The sequence below is a fragment of the Variovorax sp. WS11 genome (assembly GCF_010499245.1).
Classification (GTDB): Bacteria; Pseudomonadota; Gammaproteobacteria; order Burkholderiales; family Burkholderiaceae_C; genus Variovorax.
The window spans coordinates 3,201,375-3,215,386 of record NZ_JAAGOW010000001.1 but is presented as its reverse complement, the minus strand read 5'-3'; the positions used below and the strand labels follow the sequence as shown (position 1 = coordinate 3,215,386).

Genomic DNA, 14,012 nt, shown 5'->3' with positions numbered 1-14,012 from the left:
GGCGACCTCATAGGCGCAGTGCCACCGGCGCCGCGCTGAGTCCCACGCGGGGCATCCAGGTGAAGACCGAGTCGACCGTGACGGTCTCGATGCGGTCGGAAAAACGTTTCTCGTTGGGATGGTCGTCGAAGGCCACATTGGCCGTGCTGACGCGGCCGCCCAGGCGCGTCAACGGCCCGAGCTTGAGCGTGGTGGGCTCGTAGCCCTTGAACTTCAGCCAGGCCTGCGCCTGCCCGCGCGTGCGGATCGTCGCGGGCTCCATCGCCGCGGCCAGCGTCTCGATCGCCCACTGATTCGACTGCTGGTACCGGTCGCCCCAGGCATAGCTCACGATGCTGTAGGAGGGGACGTGCAGCCGCGTGATGCGCGCGGGCGATTCTTCGAGCGCTGCCCGCAGCTGCGCCTGCACGGCGGGTGTAGGCACCACCCAGGCGGCCTCGTTGCGCCACAGGTCGTCGAGGAAGAACTCGCCCAGCCCCTGGCGGTAGACCGCCGCCGTCGCCGCGTTGCACTGGTTCAGCTTGTGCACCACGCGCCAGGCGCCCCCCTCGGTCTTGTAGGCCAGGCCCATGTGCGAGTAGCGCAGCCCGTACTTGCCCAGGTCCTGCCCGGCCCGCGCCAGCAGCACCACCTGCGCGCCGCTGGCGTCGAGCTGCTGCGCCGTGCGCTGAGCGAGCTCCATGCCCTTGATGATCGAGGCCGCGTTCGGCCGGTGCTCCTCGCAGGATCGGCCGGCGTGCGCGTTGAGCGGGAACAGGAAGAGTCCGGCCAGCACCACCGCCAGCGCGGCCGCGATCAGGTGCATCACCGCCCGCAGCCCGCGACGTGCGCGCGGGACGCGGCTTCGGTACTCGATCTCGTAGCTGCCGAAGTTGGTGGGGATGCGCTTCACGACAGCCTCTCGTTGTAGAGCAGCGCGCGGCCGATCGCGTTGGGCAAGAAGGCCAGCACCTCGCCGGCCGCCGACAGCACGACGCCGGTGCCGATCACGCTGACGGTCACCACGGTGCCGGCCACGACCGCGCTGCCATGGACGGCACGGCCCAGCACCTTGACGCTCGCGCGGGCGCCGTCGGACGCACGCTCCAGCAGATAGACGGTGCCGTCTGCCGAGGCCTCGACCGCCACCACCGTGAGCGTCGACCCGGCCACCGACAGTGCCGCCGGCAAGGCCACCACCGCGCTCGCCGCGCTGCCAGCCAGCGAGGCCGTCCCGACGACGGAGGCCACCGGCAGCATCGACAGCGCAGCCGAGGCCTCGCTCTGCGCATGAACCTGAAGCGGAGCGGCGACGCCCGCCAGCGCGGCACAGGCCGCGATCAACGCCGTGACGAAGGACTTCTTCATGATGTGTTCTCCGGAAAGAGGGGTTTGAAGGCGTTGCGCTGTCATTCGCCGCGGTCTGCTTCGGCGCGGGCTTCGCGGCGGCCCTGCAGGCGCGCTTCGGCGATGTCGGCCTCGTGGCGGTCACGCAGGGTCTTGGCCAGCGTGAAGGCGCTGCTGATCAGGAAGAGCCAGCTCACTCCCAGGAAGGCCTTGTAGGTCTCGCCGATCTCCATGCGCAGGAGGCCCCAGCCGGTCAGGCCCATGGCGGTGAAGAAGCCGCCCCAGACCACTAGCTTCCACATCGGCGTGTCGCCGGCACCGGGGATCGCACCGTGCTGGTTGTCGCGCACGAACTTCGCCAGCACGAAGGCGGCCGACAGGCAGAACACGTAGCCCATCACCATGAAGGCCCGATCCAGCGCCTGCCCCGGCAGCCAGCCGAGGCCGGTCGCGCAAAGGAACACGGCCATCCCGAAGGAGATCCAGACTTGGACCTGCCAGGCACGGGTGTCGCGCTGGATGGAGACGATGGGTGCAGAGGGTTGCATGAATGCCTCGCGGCGTAGTGAAGGTGCGCGGATGATGGTTCGCGCCTTCGCTGCGGGGTTCAAATTCCTGCACCGGTGGCGGATCTAGCCGCCACGGGTATCTTCAATCGATACCGATGCGCTGCCGGCGCCGCAACAGGTCTTCGCGCGTGAAGGGCCGCTCGGTGCCGGCCAGCCGCACGGCGAGCAGCCCGAGCGCATCTTGCGTGGGCGCCGGCGTTCCGGGACGCAGGAACAGCAGCGGCGAGACGATGCTGATCAGCAGCAAGACCCAGTGAAGCCGCGGCGGCCGGTGGTACTGCCGCCACAGGAAGAGCGCACTGACCGCCGCGCCCAGTGCGAACCCGGCCGCCACCTCCGACTTGGAGTGCGCGTAGATCGCCAGCCTCGACAGCCCGATGAGCCCGGCGAAGACCCAGCCGAGCGTGGCGGCGGAGGCGCGCACGCGCGGCTCCCAGTGCGCGGCGACCAGCCAGAAGGCGACCGGCCAGACGCTGGCCGAGAGCATGGTGTGGCCGCTGATGCCGGTGAAGTTGAGCATCGCGCTGCCGATGCCCCAGCCCATGAAGGCGATCTTGGAAGCCGCCACCAGGGCGCCGGCGGAGCCGAACAGCACGAGCCAGCGCCATGCGATCGGCCGCGTGACCGTCCGCACGCCCAGCCAAACGGCGATCCAGGCCGCGACCGGCAGCAGGAAGCCGCTGTCACCGAACCAGGTGATCGAATGCCAGAAGCCGTCGGGCAGAAACAGCATCAGCTCGGCTGGCCGCCGAGCAGCCCGCCCACGCGCCGCTGCAAAGCTTCGGGTTGCACCTCGGCGCGCGCCATCGCGCTGCCGACATGAAGCCCGACCCGACTGAAGAAGCCGCGCCGGAAGGGGCGCACCATTGCCACGCGCTCACCATCGCGCACCTCGATGCGGCTGAAGTAGGAGCCCCAGAGGTTGGTCAGCGCCATCGGGATCACCGGCACGTCGATGCCCTCGGCGCGGGCGTCTTCGAGGATCCTCATCACGCCGCCCCTGAACGGCTGCAGCGAGCCGTCGTGCGTGATCGCGCCCTCGGGGAAGATGGCGAGCAGGTCGCCCTCGCGCAGCACCTGCACCGCGCGGGCGAAGGCGGCCTCATAGGCGGCCGGGTCTTCCTTCTGCGACGCGATCGGAATGGCCTTGGCCAGGCGGAATAGCCAGCCGAGCACCGGCACGCGGAAGATGCGGTGGTCCATGATGAAGCGGATCGGCCTCGGGCTCGCGGCCATCAGCAGCACCGCGTCGATGAAGCTCACATGGTTGCAGACCAGCACGGCGGCGCCTTCGGCCGGGATGTGCTCCTCGCCCTTCACGTCGAAGCGGTAGACCACGTGCGAGAGCATCCAGGCGAAGAAGCGCAGCAGGTACTCCGGCACCAGCATGAAGATGTAGAAGGCAACCACCGCATTGGCAATGCCGGTGAAGAGGAAGATCTGAGGAATCGTGAAGCCGGCCTTGAGCAGCGCGCCAGCGATCACCGCGCTGGCGATCATGAAGAGGGCGTTGAGGATGTTGTTGGCCGCAATGATGCGTGCGCGGTGCGTGGGCTGGCTGCGCAGCTGAATCAGGGCGTACATCGGCACGCTGTAGAGCCCGGCGAAGAGCGACAGCAGGCCCAGGTCGGCCATCACGCGCCAGTGGGCCGGCTGGGCGACAAAGCTGTAGAGGCCCATCTCGGCCGCTGGCGGCAAGCCACGGGAGGCGAAGTAGAGGTCGATGGCGAACACGCTCATGCCGATCGCACCCAGCGGCACCAGGCCGATCTCCACCTGGCGCCGGCTCAGCGTCTCGCACAGCAGCGAGCCGGTGCCGATGCCGATCGAGAACACCACCAGCAGCAGCGAAGCGACCTGCTCGTTGCCGTGCAGCACCTCCTTGGCGAAGCTCGGGAACTGGCTCAGGAAGACGGCGCCGAAGAACCACATCCACGAGATGCCCAGCAGCGAGCGGAACACCACCAGGTTGCCGTGCGCGAGCCGCAGGTTGCGCCAGGTCTCGCTGACCGGGTTCCAGTTGACCACCAGGCCCGGATCGGTCGCCGGCGTCGGCGGGATCGCCTGCGCCACGCCCCGCCCCACCAGCGCCAGCAACAGGCAGGCCACTGCCACCGTCGTATGGCCGATGCCCGGGAGCGCGACCAGCAGGCCGCCGGCCACCTGCCCCAGCAAGATGGCAATAAAGGTGCCCATCTCGACCATGCCGTTGCCGCCGGTGAGCTCGCGCGCATCGAGCACCTGCGGCAGGTAAGCGAACTTGACCGGGCCGAAGAGCGTCGAGTGCAGCCCCATCAGGAACACGCACGCCAGCAGCAGCACCGCGTCGGCGCGCATGAAGCCCCAGGCCGCCAGCACCATGATCGCGATCTCGAGGTTCTTGACGAAGCGGATCATCTTCGTCTTGTCGTACTTGTCGGTGAGCTGCCCGGCCGTCGCCGAGAACAGCAGGAAGGGCAGGATGAACAGCGCGCCGATCGCCAGCCCCGCCATGGCCGGCGGCATCCAGCCCAGCTGCAGCTGGTAGGTCACCATCACCGTGAAGGCGAACTTGAACAGGTTGTCGTTCGCCGCCCCCGCGAACTGGGTCCAGAAGAAGGGCGCGAAGCGCCGCTGCCCGAGCAGGGCGAACTGGTTGGCGTGCGCGTTCGGCGCGGGCGCGCTGGCTGCAACGGAGGCGTCGGCGGATGTCGTCATTCGAAACGCCCTGGCGGGCTCCTTCAGGCCGTCACCGCGGCCGCGCCCGGATTGTGCCGCAGCGTCTGGCGGCCCATGGCCTGCAGCGCGTGCAGCACGGGCAGCGCCGCCAATGCCGCCGCCAGGTGCTTGAGGCTGTGACCGGCCAGCAGGTGGTGCGTCGCCTCGTAGATGGCGCGGTCCGACAGCTCGAACAGTTTGGCCAGCGCATAGAAGAAGATCACCCAGCCCAGCCGCAGGCCGATGGCGCCCTGCGCGGGCCGGGCGAGCGCCAGCACGAGCACCAGCAGCATGCCGCCGAACTGGACCAGCGCCCAGGGCATCACATTGCCCGTTTCCTGGCAGACGGCCACCGCCAGCAAGCCCGCGCCGAGCACGAACCAGGCCGCCGGCCAACCGGCGCGCGCGCTCACCCGTTCGCAGACGGCGCACCCGATCAGCCCGGCGAAGGCCACCGTCATCCCGGCGCGGTCAGCCGCCAGGCGCAGGGCGTCGGGTTGCAGGTGGTAGAAGGCCGAGCCGGCGGCCGTGATCACCAGGCCGGCGAAGAACATCCAGGCGCAGTCGAGCAGGTTGACCGGCGGCTGGGCCACCGCGTGGTGCAGCGGCACCGCGTCCTGCACGTGCTCGTGTGCCTGGTCGTGCCAGTGGAGCCAGCGCAGGCCCCAGACGCCCAGCGCGGCGAAAGGCAGGTTGCTCAGCACGTCCATCGCGTGAGGAAGGCCGAACCAGTCGCGCTCGTCGGCAAAGGGAGCGCCGCCCGACCCCGGCGACGGCAGCGAGGGCCCGGCGACGGCCAGCAGCAGGAGCAAGGCGAAGAAGAAGAACAGAACACGTTCGCGGCGGGAGAGGAGCGTGAGGGGCATGGCGGTTCCCGGTGAGAGGTCGGTGCGGCGGAATGTAGGTTGTCAAGCTGCGAATGAGCATCGAGAATCGATACGGAGTACTTTTTCACGCCCGCCGGTATCAAAAACCAATACCCGATCCATGAGCACCACCATCGACCTCGTCCAGGCTCTCAAGAACGAGCTGAAGACCGCCCACATGACCTATGCAGACCTCGCCAAGTCGCTGGACATGGCCGAATCCAGCGTCAAGCGCATGCTCGCCAAAGGCGACATGCCGCTCACGCGGGTCGATGCGATCTGCCGTGCGCTGAAAATCGACTTCGCCGAGCTGGCGCGGCGCGTGGCCGATGCCCAGCCGCTGCTCAAGGAGCTGACGCTCGAGCAGGAAAAGGCGGTGGTCAGAGACAAGAAGCTGCTCCTGCTGGCCATCTGCGTGCTGAGCCAGTGGACGCTGGAACAGATCGTGACCGCCTACCGGATCAGCGAGGCCGAATGCATCGGCTACCTGGCGCAGCTGGACCGCATCGGCATCATCGAGCTGCGACCGCTCAATCGCTACCGGCTCAAGCTCGCCAAGACCTTTCGCTGGCGCCCGCACGGGCCGGTGATGGACTTCTTCCGCGAAAACGTGGTGCTGGACTACTACCGCGGCGGCTTCGACGGCCCAGCCGAGGGCCTGCTGCTGGTGCATGGCTCGATCAGCAGGGGGCTGGCCCCGGCCTTCCTCGACCGCCTGCAGCGCGTGGCGCAGGATTTCGCCCAGCAGCACCAGACCGACCAGAAGCTCTCGCCCAAGGAGCGCGAGGGCTATACGCTGCTGTTGGGCATGCGCAACTGGGAGTTTGAGCTATTCACCCGGCTTCGCCGGTCCTGAGCTGAACGAGACGGGCCGGCGCCCCTGACGGACAGTTTCCAGGAAACCGGTTTCTAACTAGAATCTCCTGCAGGAAAGCGGGTGGAGACTTCCACCCCACCGCCGGCGCAAACTCCCATGAACGCCCCCGCGGTGAACCGTCGCGGTTCGCTCACTGCATCTTTCATCAATCGCCGACTGGAGAGTCATCACAGTCCGCTGAACGGCGGACACGCGTGATGCGCCGAAGGAGCAAGTCCGCAGCGACATCGCAGCGGATGAATCTCTCAGGCATCAAGGACAGAGGGAGCGGCAAGACTGGAACCCGGATGTGGGCGCCCCCAAGCAAGGCCCCGCGATCCGCCGTTCATGCCATCCCATAAGGATTCGGACATGCGCGTGCTCGTACTCGGCGCCGGCCTGCTCGGCGTCACGTCGGCTTATTACCTCCAACAGCTGGGCCACGAAGTGACCGTGATCGACCGGCATGCGATGCCGGCCGCAAAAGCCCGCGGGCTGGCCAGCAGCGGGCTCACGATCGACGCTGCCCGGCTTCTTCAGCAGTCCGCCGCCCGGCGGTCCGCGCAGGCCGGCTGGAAGGAGCTTCGACGCCAACTGCGCCGACGCATGGGCAAGTGGCTCGACTGCACCGTGGGCCGCTTCAATCCGCTCGAGCATCTGGTGCGCCTCGGCGCCTATAGCCGCGCCAGCGCGCGGGCCCTGCGCGACGACGTCGGCGTGCCCGCGGGCGCGCGCACTGCGGGCCTGCTGAGCCTGTACACCGACGCCGGCGCCTTCGAGGCCCGCATGGCCCAGCAGCTCCACTGGCGTGCGCTGGGCTGCGAGGAGCAGCTGCTCTCGGCCCAGGAGACGCTCCAACTGGAGCCGGCGCTGCAGGCGGCACGCGAAACGCTCGCCGGCGCGGGCTATGCGCTGGACGACCCGGCGCGCGATCCGGCCCAGTTCGCCGCCAGCCTGGTGTTCTTGTGCCGCGCGGCGGGCGTGCGCTTCCTGACCCGGCACCAGGTGCTCTCGCTGGAGGAACGCAACGGCCGCATCGAGCATGTGGACGCGCTGGACCCCGCCGGCCGCCCCGTCCGGCTGCAGGCCCAGGGCTATGTGCTGGCGCTGGGCGTCTCCAGCGTGGTGCATGCCGAGAAGCTGGGGATCGCCATGCCGCTGCGCTTCCTGCGCGAATACATCCTCACCCTGCCGATCCAGGACCTGGGCCGCGCCCCGCGCGTCGCGCTGTGCGACCGGCAGGACAAGCTGCGCATCCATCGCGTGGAGACGCCGGCCGGCGACTGCTTGCGGGTGTCCGCCACCGTGCATGCCGGGTTCGGCACCGAGGGCGAGCCCGATTCGGACCGCTTCGAAGCGATGCTGCAGCGCGTCGAGACGCTGCTGCCGGGTGCCGTCGACACCAGCCGGGCCCGCTTCGAGACCGCCATGCACGCCGTCAGCAGGAACGGCCTGCCGATGATCGGCAAGACCCGCGTGCGCAACCTCTTCCTCAACACCGCCCCGGGCGCGCGCGGCTGGATCAACGCCTGCGGCGCGGGCAAGTCCATCGCCCGCATCGTGAGCGGCCTGCGGCCGGAGCTCGAGTTCGCCTTCCGCGGCCTGTAGCCCGCCGCGCTTGGTGGCACGGCCCGGGCCGCCTACAATCCGCCCCACTGCAGGAGAGCGGGCCGCTGCGAGGCGGCCCCACCGAAGGCGCAAACTCCCATAAACGCTCAGGTCGGCTCGCAACAACGAGCCTGTACTGCACCAACTGTCAGAGCCGTCTGGAGAGCCGTCGCGGCACGCGACGCACCGAAGGAGCAAGTCCGCTGCGGGCGCAGCGGATGAATCTCTCAGGTACCGAGGACAGGGGGAGCGGCAACTCGGACGCGTGCGCCGGTTGCTTTTTCGTCTTCACGAGCTTCCATTGCTTTCGTCGCGTCCGAACGTTGCAACCTGAAAGGTTCCTGCAATGCGCGTGATCGTTCTCGGCGCCGGCCTGCTCGGCGTCACCTCGGCCTATTACCTCCGCCAACTCGGCCACGAAGTGACCGTGATCGACCGGCAGGCCACGCCGGCCGCCGAAACCAGCTTTGCCAACGGCGGCCAGATCTCGGTGAGCCATGCCGAGCCCTGGGCCAATCCCGGCGCACCGCTGAAGCTGCTGCAGTGGCTGGGCAAGGAGGATGCGCCCCTGCTCTTCCGCCTGCGCGCCGACCTGCGCCAGTGGCTCTGGGGCCTGGCCTTCCTGCGCGAATGCACGCCGGCGCGCACTCGCCGCAACATCGAGCAGATCGTGCGCCTGGGCACCTACAGCCGCGAGCTGCTGCAGCAGCTGCGCCGCGACAAGGGACTGCAGTACGAGCAGCGCACCCAGGGCATCCTGCACTTCTACACGACGCAGAAGGAGTTCGACGGGGCACTCAAGCCGGCCGAGCAGATGCGGGCCCTCGGCTGCGAGCGCCGCGTGGTCTCGGCCGACGAGGCGGTGCGCATCGAGCCGGCGCTGGCCCACATCCGGCCCCAGCTGGCCGGCGCCACCTACACGGCCGAAGACGAGTCGGGCGATGCGAACCGCTTCGCGCGCGAGCTGGTCGCGCTGGCCGTGGCCGACGGCGTGCAGTTCCTCATGAGCCACACCGTCACCGCGCTGCGCGAGGCGGGCGGACGCATCGACCACGTGGAGGCCACCGACAGCGAGGGCCGCTTCCAGCGCATCCGCGGCGATGCCGTCGTGCTGGCGATGGGCTCGCTGTCGCCGCTCTACGCCGCGCCGCTGGGGATCCGCCTGCCGATCTACCCGGCCAAAGGCTACTCGGTCACGCTGCCGGTGAAGGACGCCTCGAAGGCCCACCAGGTCTCGCTGACTGACGACGAATACAAGCTGGTCTTCTCGCGCTACACCTCGGACAGCGGCGACCGGCTGCGCATCGCGGGCACGGCCGAGCTCAACGGCTACGACCGCGACCTCAATCGCGTGCGCTGCGAAGCCATCGTGCGGCGCGTGGAAGAGCTCTTTCCCGGTGCCGGCGACACGACGCGGGCGCAGTTCTGGACCGGGCTGCGCCCCGCCACGCCGAGCAACGTGCCGCTGATCGGCCGCACCCGCCTGCCCAACCTGTTCCTCAACACCGGCCACGGCACGCTGGGCTGGACCCATGCCTGCGGCTCGGGCCATTCGATCGCGCGTATCGTGAGCGGGCTGAAGCCGGAGGTCGACTTCGCCTTTGCCGGCGCCTGAGCCTCAGTCGCGCATCAGCGCCTGCATCAGCGTGCGCAGGATGACCAGCGCCGGCGCCTCGGTGCGCCGGCGCAGGGTCACGAGGCCGAAGCGCGCCACGCCATTCAGCGGCGGATTCATCTTCAGCTCGACCAGGTCGGGTGCCGCTGCTCGAATGGCCAGCAGCACGGCGTCGCTCTGGCGCACCACTTCCACCAGGCTGGGGACCTCCTCGCATTGCAGCGTCACGCAGTGCGCGGGATGCGCCTGCGGCCCGTAGGCCTCGACCAGGGTGCGCGCCACCTCGTCGCTCAGCGGGGTCGAAGCGATCGGGTAGCGCTGCACCGCCTCGAAGGCCACGGCACGCAGCCGCGCGAGCGGATGGCCGCGACGGCACAGGAAGGTGCCGCGCATCTCGCGCACCAGACCGAGCTCGAGGTCGGGCGCCGGCTTCAGCGAGCGCGCATCGACCACCAGCGCATCGAGGGTGCGCTCGCGCAGCGACTGCACGAGTAAGTCTGTGCCGCCGCGCGCCACCGCCACGCGCATCCTCGGGTGGTGCTTCGCCATGTGCATCAGGAAGGGCGTCATCAGCATCGCCCCCGGCCCGGAGCCCATGCCGATGCGCACCGCGCCGCCCTCCCCTTCGCGCAGCCGCCGGCCGCTGTCGCGCAGCTCGTCGGCCTCGGAGACCAGGTGGCGCGAGCGGTCCAGCACCTCGCGGCCGAAGGCGGTGAGCTCGTTGCTGCGGCCCACGCGGTCGAACAGCGGCATGCCCAGTTCGTCCTCCAGCGCACGGATGCTGCGGCTCAGGGCCGGCTGGGTCAGATGCAAGGCCTGCGCGGACTTGCTGAAGGAGCCCGTGCGGGCCAGCGAGATCAGATGTCTGAGTTGGACCAGCGTCATGGCGAAGGCCTGCGGGATAGCTGCATTGAACTCATGCTAATGCAGCCAACAATGCATTGGACGTTATCAGTGGTCGATCCTAGGATTCGTCCGCATCCGGCAATCGCGCCGGCGCCCCACCCGGAGTCCCCCGATGACATCGTTCTTCCAGCGTTCGCATCTCCTCGCCTGCGGCCTGTTGCTGGCCGCAGGCGCGGCCTTCGCCCAGAGCTTCCCCGCCAAGCCCGTCAGCCTGATGGTCCCCTACCCGGCCGGCGGACCCTCCGACGCGGCGGCGCGCATCTTCGCCACGCCGCTGGCCAAGGAGCTGGGCCAGCAGGTGCTGGTCGAGAACCTGGGCGGCGTCAGCGGCGCGATGGCGGCGCAAAAGGTGCTGGCGGCGCCGGCCGACGGCTACTACATCTTCCAGGGCTCGCCCAACGAGGTGATCCTCTCGCCGCTGGCCAACGCGGCCGTCAAGCTCAAGACCGAGGACTTCCGCCTGGTGCATCCGGTGGCCGATGCGGTGATGGTCTTCGTCGCCCGCAAGGACCTGCCCGCCAACAGCGTGGACGAGCTGATCGCGCTGGCCCGCAAGTCGACCGATCAGCCGCTGTCCTACGGCAGTGTGGGCGTCGGCTCGCTCTACCACCTGATCCTGGAGAAGGTGCAGCAGGATGCCGGCATCAAGCTGATGCACGCGCCCTACAAGGGCAATGCGCCGCTCCTGCAGGACCTCGGCGGCGGGCAGGTCGACTTCGCCGTGCTGGTCTACAGCGCCGCCATGGGCGCGCTGGCCGACCAGGGCCGGCTCAAGGTCATCGGACAGCTGGGCGCCCAGCGCTCCGAGTTGCTGAAGAACGTGCCCACCGCGAGCGAAGGCAAGGAGCTGAAGAACTTCGCCTACAAGATCTGGAGCGGCTTCATGGTGTCGAAGAACACGCCGGAGGACGTCGTGCAGAAACTGCACAAGGCCATCGGCGCGACCCTGAAGGACCCGGGCGTGCGCACGCAGCTCGCAGCCCAGACGCAGGTCGCCTCGCCGCCCATGTCGCTGACCGAATCGGCGAAATTCTTCGAGGCCGAAACCGCGCGCTACCGGGACATCGCCAAGTCCATCCATCTGCAACCGCAGTAAGCTGAAATCATGAGCACGCTCCTCGAAGACCTGAACGCACAGGCCGATGCCTTCATCGACATCCGCCGCGACATCCACCGCCATCCCGAGCTCGGCTTCGACGAGCACCGCACCTCGGCGCTGGTGGCCGAGCGGCTCGAAGCCTGGGGCTACCAGGTCGAGCGCGGCCTCGGCGGCACCGGCGTGGTCGGACGGCTGGTGCGCGGCGACGGCGAACGCCGCCTGGGCCTGCGCGCCGACATGGACGCCCTGCCCATCGACGAGAGCACCGGGCTCGCCTACGCCAGCAGCCACGCCGGCGTGATGCACGCCTGCGGCCATGACGGCCACACCGCGATGCTGCTCGCCGCCGCGCACCACCTGGCCGAGCGCGGGCGATTTTCCGGCACGCTGAACCTGATCTTCCAGCCGGCCGAGGAAGGCGGCGGCGGCGCCCTGCGCATGATGGAGCAGGGCCTGTTCGACAAGTACCCCTGCGACGCCATCTTCGCGATGCACAACATGCCCGGCCTGCCGCAGGGCCGGCTGGCGCTGCGCGAAGGGCCGGCGATGGCCTCCTCCGACTACGCGACCGTCACGGTCACCGGCATCGGCGGCCACGGCGCAATGCCGCATCGCACGGCCGACCCGATCGTGGCGGCGGCGAGCATCGTGATGGCGCTGCAGACCATCGTGTCTCGCAACATCGATCCGCTGCAGATGGCGGTGGTGACGGTGGGCGCCATCCACGCCGGCAAGGCCAACAACGTGATCCCGCAGTGCGCGACGCTGGAGCTCAGCGTGCGAGCGCTCGACCGCGAGGTGCGCACCAGGCTCGAGCAGCGCATCAAGGCCCTGGTCGCGGCGCAGGCCGAGAGCTTCGGCGTCAAGGCGCAGATCGACTGGCGTCCCGGCTACGCCGTGCTGGTCAACACGCCCGAAGAAACTGCCTTCGCGCGCGAGGTGGCGCTGGAACTGCTGGGCCCCGAGCGCGTCACGCTGCAGGGCCCGGCGCTGCCCGGCAGCGAGGACTTCGCCTTCATGCTGGAGCGCGTGCCCGGCAGCTACCTCCTGATCGGCAACGGCGAAGGCGACAGCCACGGCGCCTGCATGGTGCACAACCCCGGCTATGACTTCAACGACGGCAACGTGGCGATCGGCGCGGCCTACTGGGTGCTGTTGGCCGAGCGCTTTATGCGCTAGTCGTTCGCCGCAAACACCGTCAGGACGCCCGTATAGCCATACAGGTGGTGCCGCGCGATCTCGCCCGCGGCGAAGAAGCCGACCAGCGGCACGTCGCCCAGCGCATGGCGCACGATCTGCAGCTCGGCGCCGGGCGCGCCGAAGTGCGGGCCACCCCGCCCCGAGCAGCTCACGTACACCGCGCCCGCGATGCGGCGCGCCGGATGGGGCGCAGCCTCGGCCTCGCCGGCCGCCACCGCGCGCGCGGTGGCGAGCGTCTGCTCCTGGGGCTCGAGCTCCTCGCGGATCTCGGCGCAGATGCGCATCAGGTCGGCGCGCGCGGCCTGCGCGTTGCGGCGCACGAAGCTCATGCGCATGCCGGCCTCGGCCACGTCGGCGATCGCGATGCCGCGGCGCGTGGGGTCGAGGCCGATGATGTGGCGCACCAGCACGTCGGCCCCCAGGTCGCCGGTGCGCCGGATGCCATCGCTGCCCGCGTTGACCAGGCCGACCAGCGTGCCGCGCACCGCCTCGATCGCTTCCTGCGGCGCTTCCAGCGAGACGCGCAGCTCGGCCAGCAGCACGTCCAGCGCCGGCTCGCCGTCGAGCCTGAGCAGCAGGTTGCCCTCGGCCTCGGTGATCTCACGCTCGCGCGACACCGGCTGGCAGCCCTGGGTGACGCGCGATACCAGGCGAACGCCCTCACCGAAGACCACCCCAGACAGGCCTCCCGAGAACACGCCGCCCGCGGCGCCATGGCCGCGGATGTTGCCGTTGCCGCCGATGGCGAACTGCAGGGCGTCGCCGCGGCCCGAGGACAGGCCGCCGAAGAGGTAGCCGGTATCTGTGCGCCCGGCCATCTCGGCGACCAGCTCGGTGAGGTCCGGCGTGCCCGGGTCGGCATGCACCAGCGCCGTGTGGGCCGCGAAGCCGCTCATCTCCGAGCCGGCCAGCGGGGCCACGCCCGAGAACACGCGGTACTGATCGCTCGGAAGCATGCACAGCATGACGGACAGCGCCGGCTCGTCGATGTACTCGGCGTTGTTGGCCGAGACGCCGATGCCGACCGTGCCCGACCAGTCGGTGATCTCGGGCAGTTCGGCACCCAGGTGGTCGAGGATCTCCTGCGCCTCGGTCGCGTAGTGGTCGGTGATGTAGAGCAGGCCCAGCGTGGGCGAGTGCGCATAGTCCGGAAGCGCCATCTGCGCCCGCAGTTGCGCGAGCACGAGCCCGGCTGCCATGCGCCATTGGGGATGGGTGGCGTGGCCCGTGGGAAACAGTTTCATGGACTCGGACTCCCCGGCAACGTGGT

Annotated in this window: 13 protein-coding genes and 3 riboswitches; of the genes, 5 read left to right on the top strand and 8 right to left on the bottom strand. The window is 69.4% G+C overall.

Annotation, left to right across the window (positions count from 1 at the left end):
- Positions 1–7: 7 nt before the first annotated feature.
- The 6 genes from GXN78_RS15895 to GXN78_RS15870 all read right to left on the bottom strand — a co-directional run bounded on the left by GXN78_RS15895 (position 8) and on the right by GXN78_RS15870 (position 5,458).
- Positions 8–805 (bottom strand): DUF2145 domain-containing protein, encoded by a 798-nt coding sequence (locus GXN78_RS15895; protein ID WP_106556461.1) that lies wholly within the window; start codon positions 803–805, stop codon positions 8–10.
- Between the two features lie 83 nt (positions 806–888).
- The gene (locus GXN78_RS15890) at positions 889–1,347 is read right to left on the bottom strand and encodes a hypothetical protein (protein WP_146163030.1); all 459 of its coding nucleotides are present in this window, start codon (positions 1,345–1,347) and stop codon (positions 889–891) included.
- A gap of 41 nt (positions 1,348–1,388) precedes the next feature.
- Positions 1,389–1,874: a YiaA/YiaB family inner membrane protein gene (locus GXN78_RS15885; protein WP_106556375.1), complete on the bottom strand. Its 486-nt coding sequence runs from the start codon at positions 1,872–1,874 to the stop codon at positions 1,389–1,391.
- Between the two features lie 103 nt (positions 1,875–1,977).
- On the bottom strand, positions 1,978–2,628 hold the full coding sequence (locus tag GXN78_RS15880) for a phosphatase PAP2 family protein (RefSeq protein ID WP_106556376.1): 651 nt from the start codon (positions 2,626–2,628) through the stop codon (positions 1,978–1,980).
- Positions 2,628–4,592 carry an MFS transporter gene (locus tag GXN78_RS15875; RefSeq protein WP_106556377.1) on the bottom strand — a complete coding sequence of 655 codons (1,965 nt, stop codon included), beginning with the start codon at positions 4,590–4,592 and terminating at the stop codon, positions 2,628–2,630. The genes GXN78_RS15880 and GXN78_RS15875 overlap by 1 nt, the downstream gene beginning before the upstream one ends.
- A gap of 23 nt (positions 4,593–4,615) precedes the next feature.
- The gene (locus tag GXN78_RS15870; protein WP_106556378.1) at positions 4,616–5,458 is read right to left on the bottom strand and encodes a hypothetical protein; all 843 of its coding nucleotides are present in this window, start codon (positions 5,456–5,458) and stop codon (positions 4,616–4,618) included.
- A 121-nt stretch (positions 5,459–5,579) separates the two neighbouring features.
- Between GXN78_RS15870 and GXN78_RS15865 the strand changes: the two genes are divergently transcribed.
- The 3 genes from GXN78_RS15865 (at position 5,580) to GXN78_RS15855 (ending at position 9,537) form a co-directional block, all read left to right on the top strand.
- Entirely contained in the window at positions 5,580–6,314 is a 735-nt protein-coding gene (locus tag GXN78_RS15865) for a helix-turn-helix transcriptional regulator (protein ID WP_106556379.1), read from the top strand.
- A 167-nt stretch (positions 6,315–6,481) separates the two neighbouring features.
- Positions 6,482–6,607, top strand: a riboswitch (glycine riboswitch).
- Between the two features lie 79 nt (positions 6,608–6,686).
- On the top strand, positions 6,687–7,922 hold the full coding sequence (locus tag GXN78_RS15860; protein ID WP_164255485.1) for an FAD-dependent oxidoreductase: 1,236 nt from the start codon (positions 6,687–6,689) through the stop codon (positions 7,920–7,922).
- A 40-nt stretch (positions 7,923–7,962) separates the two neighbouring features.
- A riboswitch (glycine riboswitch) is annotated at positions 7,963–8,066 on the top strand.
- 4 nt (positions 8,067–8,070) lie between these two features.
- A riboswitch (glycine riboswitch) is annotated at positions 8,071–8,176 on the top strand.
- A gap of 92 nt (positions 8,177–8,268) precedes the next feature.
- Positions 8,269–9,537, top strand: coding sequence for a D-amino acid dehydrogenase (locus GXN78_RS15855; protein WP_106556381.1), 1,269 nt, complete (start codon positions 8,269–8,271; stop codon positions 9,535–9,537).
- A 3-nt stretch (positions 9,538–9,540) separates the two neighbouring features.
- On the opposite strand, the gene GXN78_RS15850 is transcribed toward GXN78_RS15855, so the two are convergent.
- Entirely contained in the window at positions 9,541–10,422 is an 882-nt protein-coding gene (locus tag GXN78_RS15850) for a LysR family transcriptional regulator (RefSeq protein ID WP_106556382.1), read from the bottom strand.
- A 133-nt stretch (positions 10,423–10,555) separates the two neighbouring features.
- On the opposite strand from GXN78_RS15850, the gene GXN78_RS15845 reads away from it, so the two are divergent.
- Complete coding sequence (locus GXN78_RS15845; protein ID WP_106556383.1) at positions 10,556–11,539, top strand: tripartite tricarboxylate transporter substrate binding protein; 984 nt, start codon at positions 10,556–10,558, stop codon at positions 11,537–11,539.
- A 9-nt stretch (positions 11,540–11,548) separates the two neighbouring features.
- A complete protein-coding gene (locus GXN78_RS15840; protein ID WP_106556384.1) occupies positions 11,549–12,721 on the top strand; it encodes a M20 aminoacylase family protein in 1,173 nt (390 codons plus the stop codon).
- Here the strand turns inward: GXN78_RS15840 and GXN78_RS15835 are convergent.
- Positions 12,718–13,986, bottom strand: coding sequence for an FIST N-terminal domain-containing protein (locus tag GXN78_RS15835; protein ID WP_106556385.1), 1,269 nt, complete (start codon positions 13,984–13,986; stop codon positions 12,718–12,720). The genes GXN78_RS15840 and GXN78_RS15835 overlap by 4 nt on opposite strands.
- Positions 13,987–14,012: the final 26 nt, after the last annotated feature.

Coding starts and splice junctions, on each gene's coding strand:
- GXN78_RS15895 (WP_106556461.1), bottom strand. CDS start 805: ATGCACCTGATCGCGGCCGCGCTGGCGGTGGTGCTGGCCGGACTCTTC.
- GXN78_RS15890 (WP_146163030.1), bottom strand. CDS start 1,347: ATGAAGAAGTCCTTCGTCACGGCGTTGATCGCGGCCTGTGCCGCGCTG.
- GXN78_RS15885 (WP_106556375.1), bottom strand. CDS start 1,874: ATGCAACCCTCTGCACCCATCGTCTCCATCCAGCGCGACACCCGTGCC.
- GXN78_RS15880 (WP_106556376.1), bottom strand. CDS start 2,628: ATGCTGTTTCTGCCCGACGGCTTCTGGCATTCGATCACCTGGTTCGGT.
- GXN78_RS15875 (WP_106556377.1), bottom strand. CDS start 4,592: ATGACGACATCCGCCGACGCCTCCGTTGCAGCCAGCGCGCCCGCGCCG.
- GXN78_RS15870 (WP_106556378.1), bottom strand. CDS start 5,458: ATGCCCCTCACGCTCCTCTCCCGCCGCGAACGTGTTCTGTTCTTCTTC.
- GXN78_RS15865 (WP_106556379.1), top strand. CDS start 5,580: ATGAGCACCACCATCGACCTCGTCCAGGCTCTCAAGAACGAGCTGAAG.
- GXN78_RS15860 (WP_164255485.1), top strand. CDS start 6,687: ATGCGCGTGCTCGTACTCGGCGCCGGCCTGCTCGGCGTCACGTCGGCT.
- GXN78_RS15855 (WP_106556381.1), top strand. CDS start 8,269: ATGCGCGTGATCGTTCTCGGCGCCGGCCTGCTCGGCGTCACCTCGGCC.
- GXN78_RS15850 (WP_106556382.1), bottom strand. CDS start 10,422: ATGACGCTGGTCCAACTCAGACATCTGATCTCGCTGGCCCGCACGGGC.
- GXN78_RS15845 (WP_106556383.1), top strand. CDS start 10,556: ATGACATCGTTCTTCCAGCGTTCGCATCTCCTCGCCTGCGGCCTGTTG.
- GXN78_RS15840 (WP_106556384.1), top strand. CDS start 11,549: ATGAGCACGCTCCTCGAAGACCTGAACGCACAGGCCGATGCCTTCATC.
- GXN78_RS15835 (WP_106556385.1), bottom strand. CDS start 13,986: ATGAAACTGTTTCCCACGGGCCACGCCACCCATCCCCAATGGCGCATG.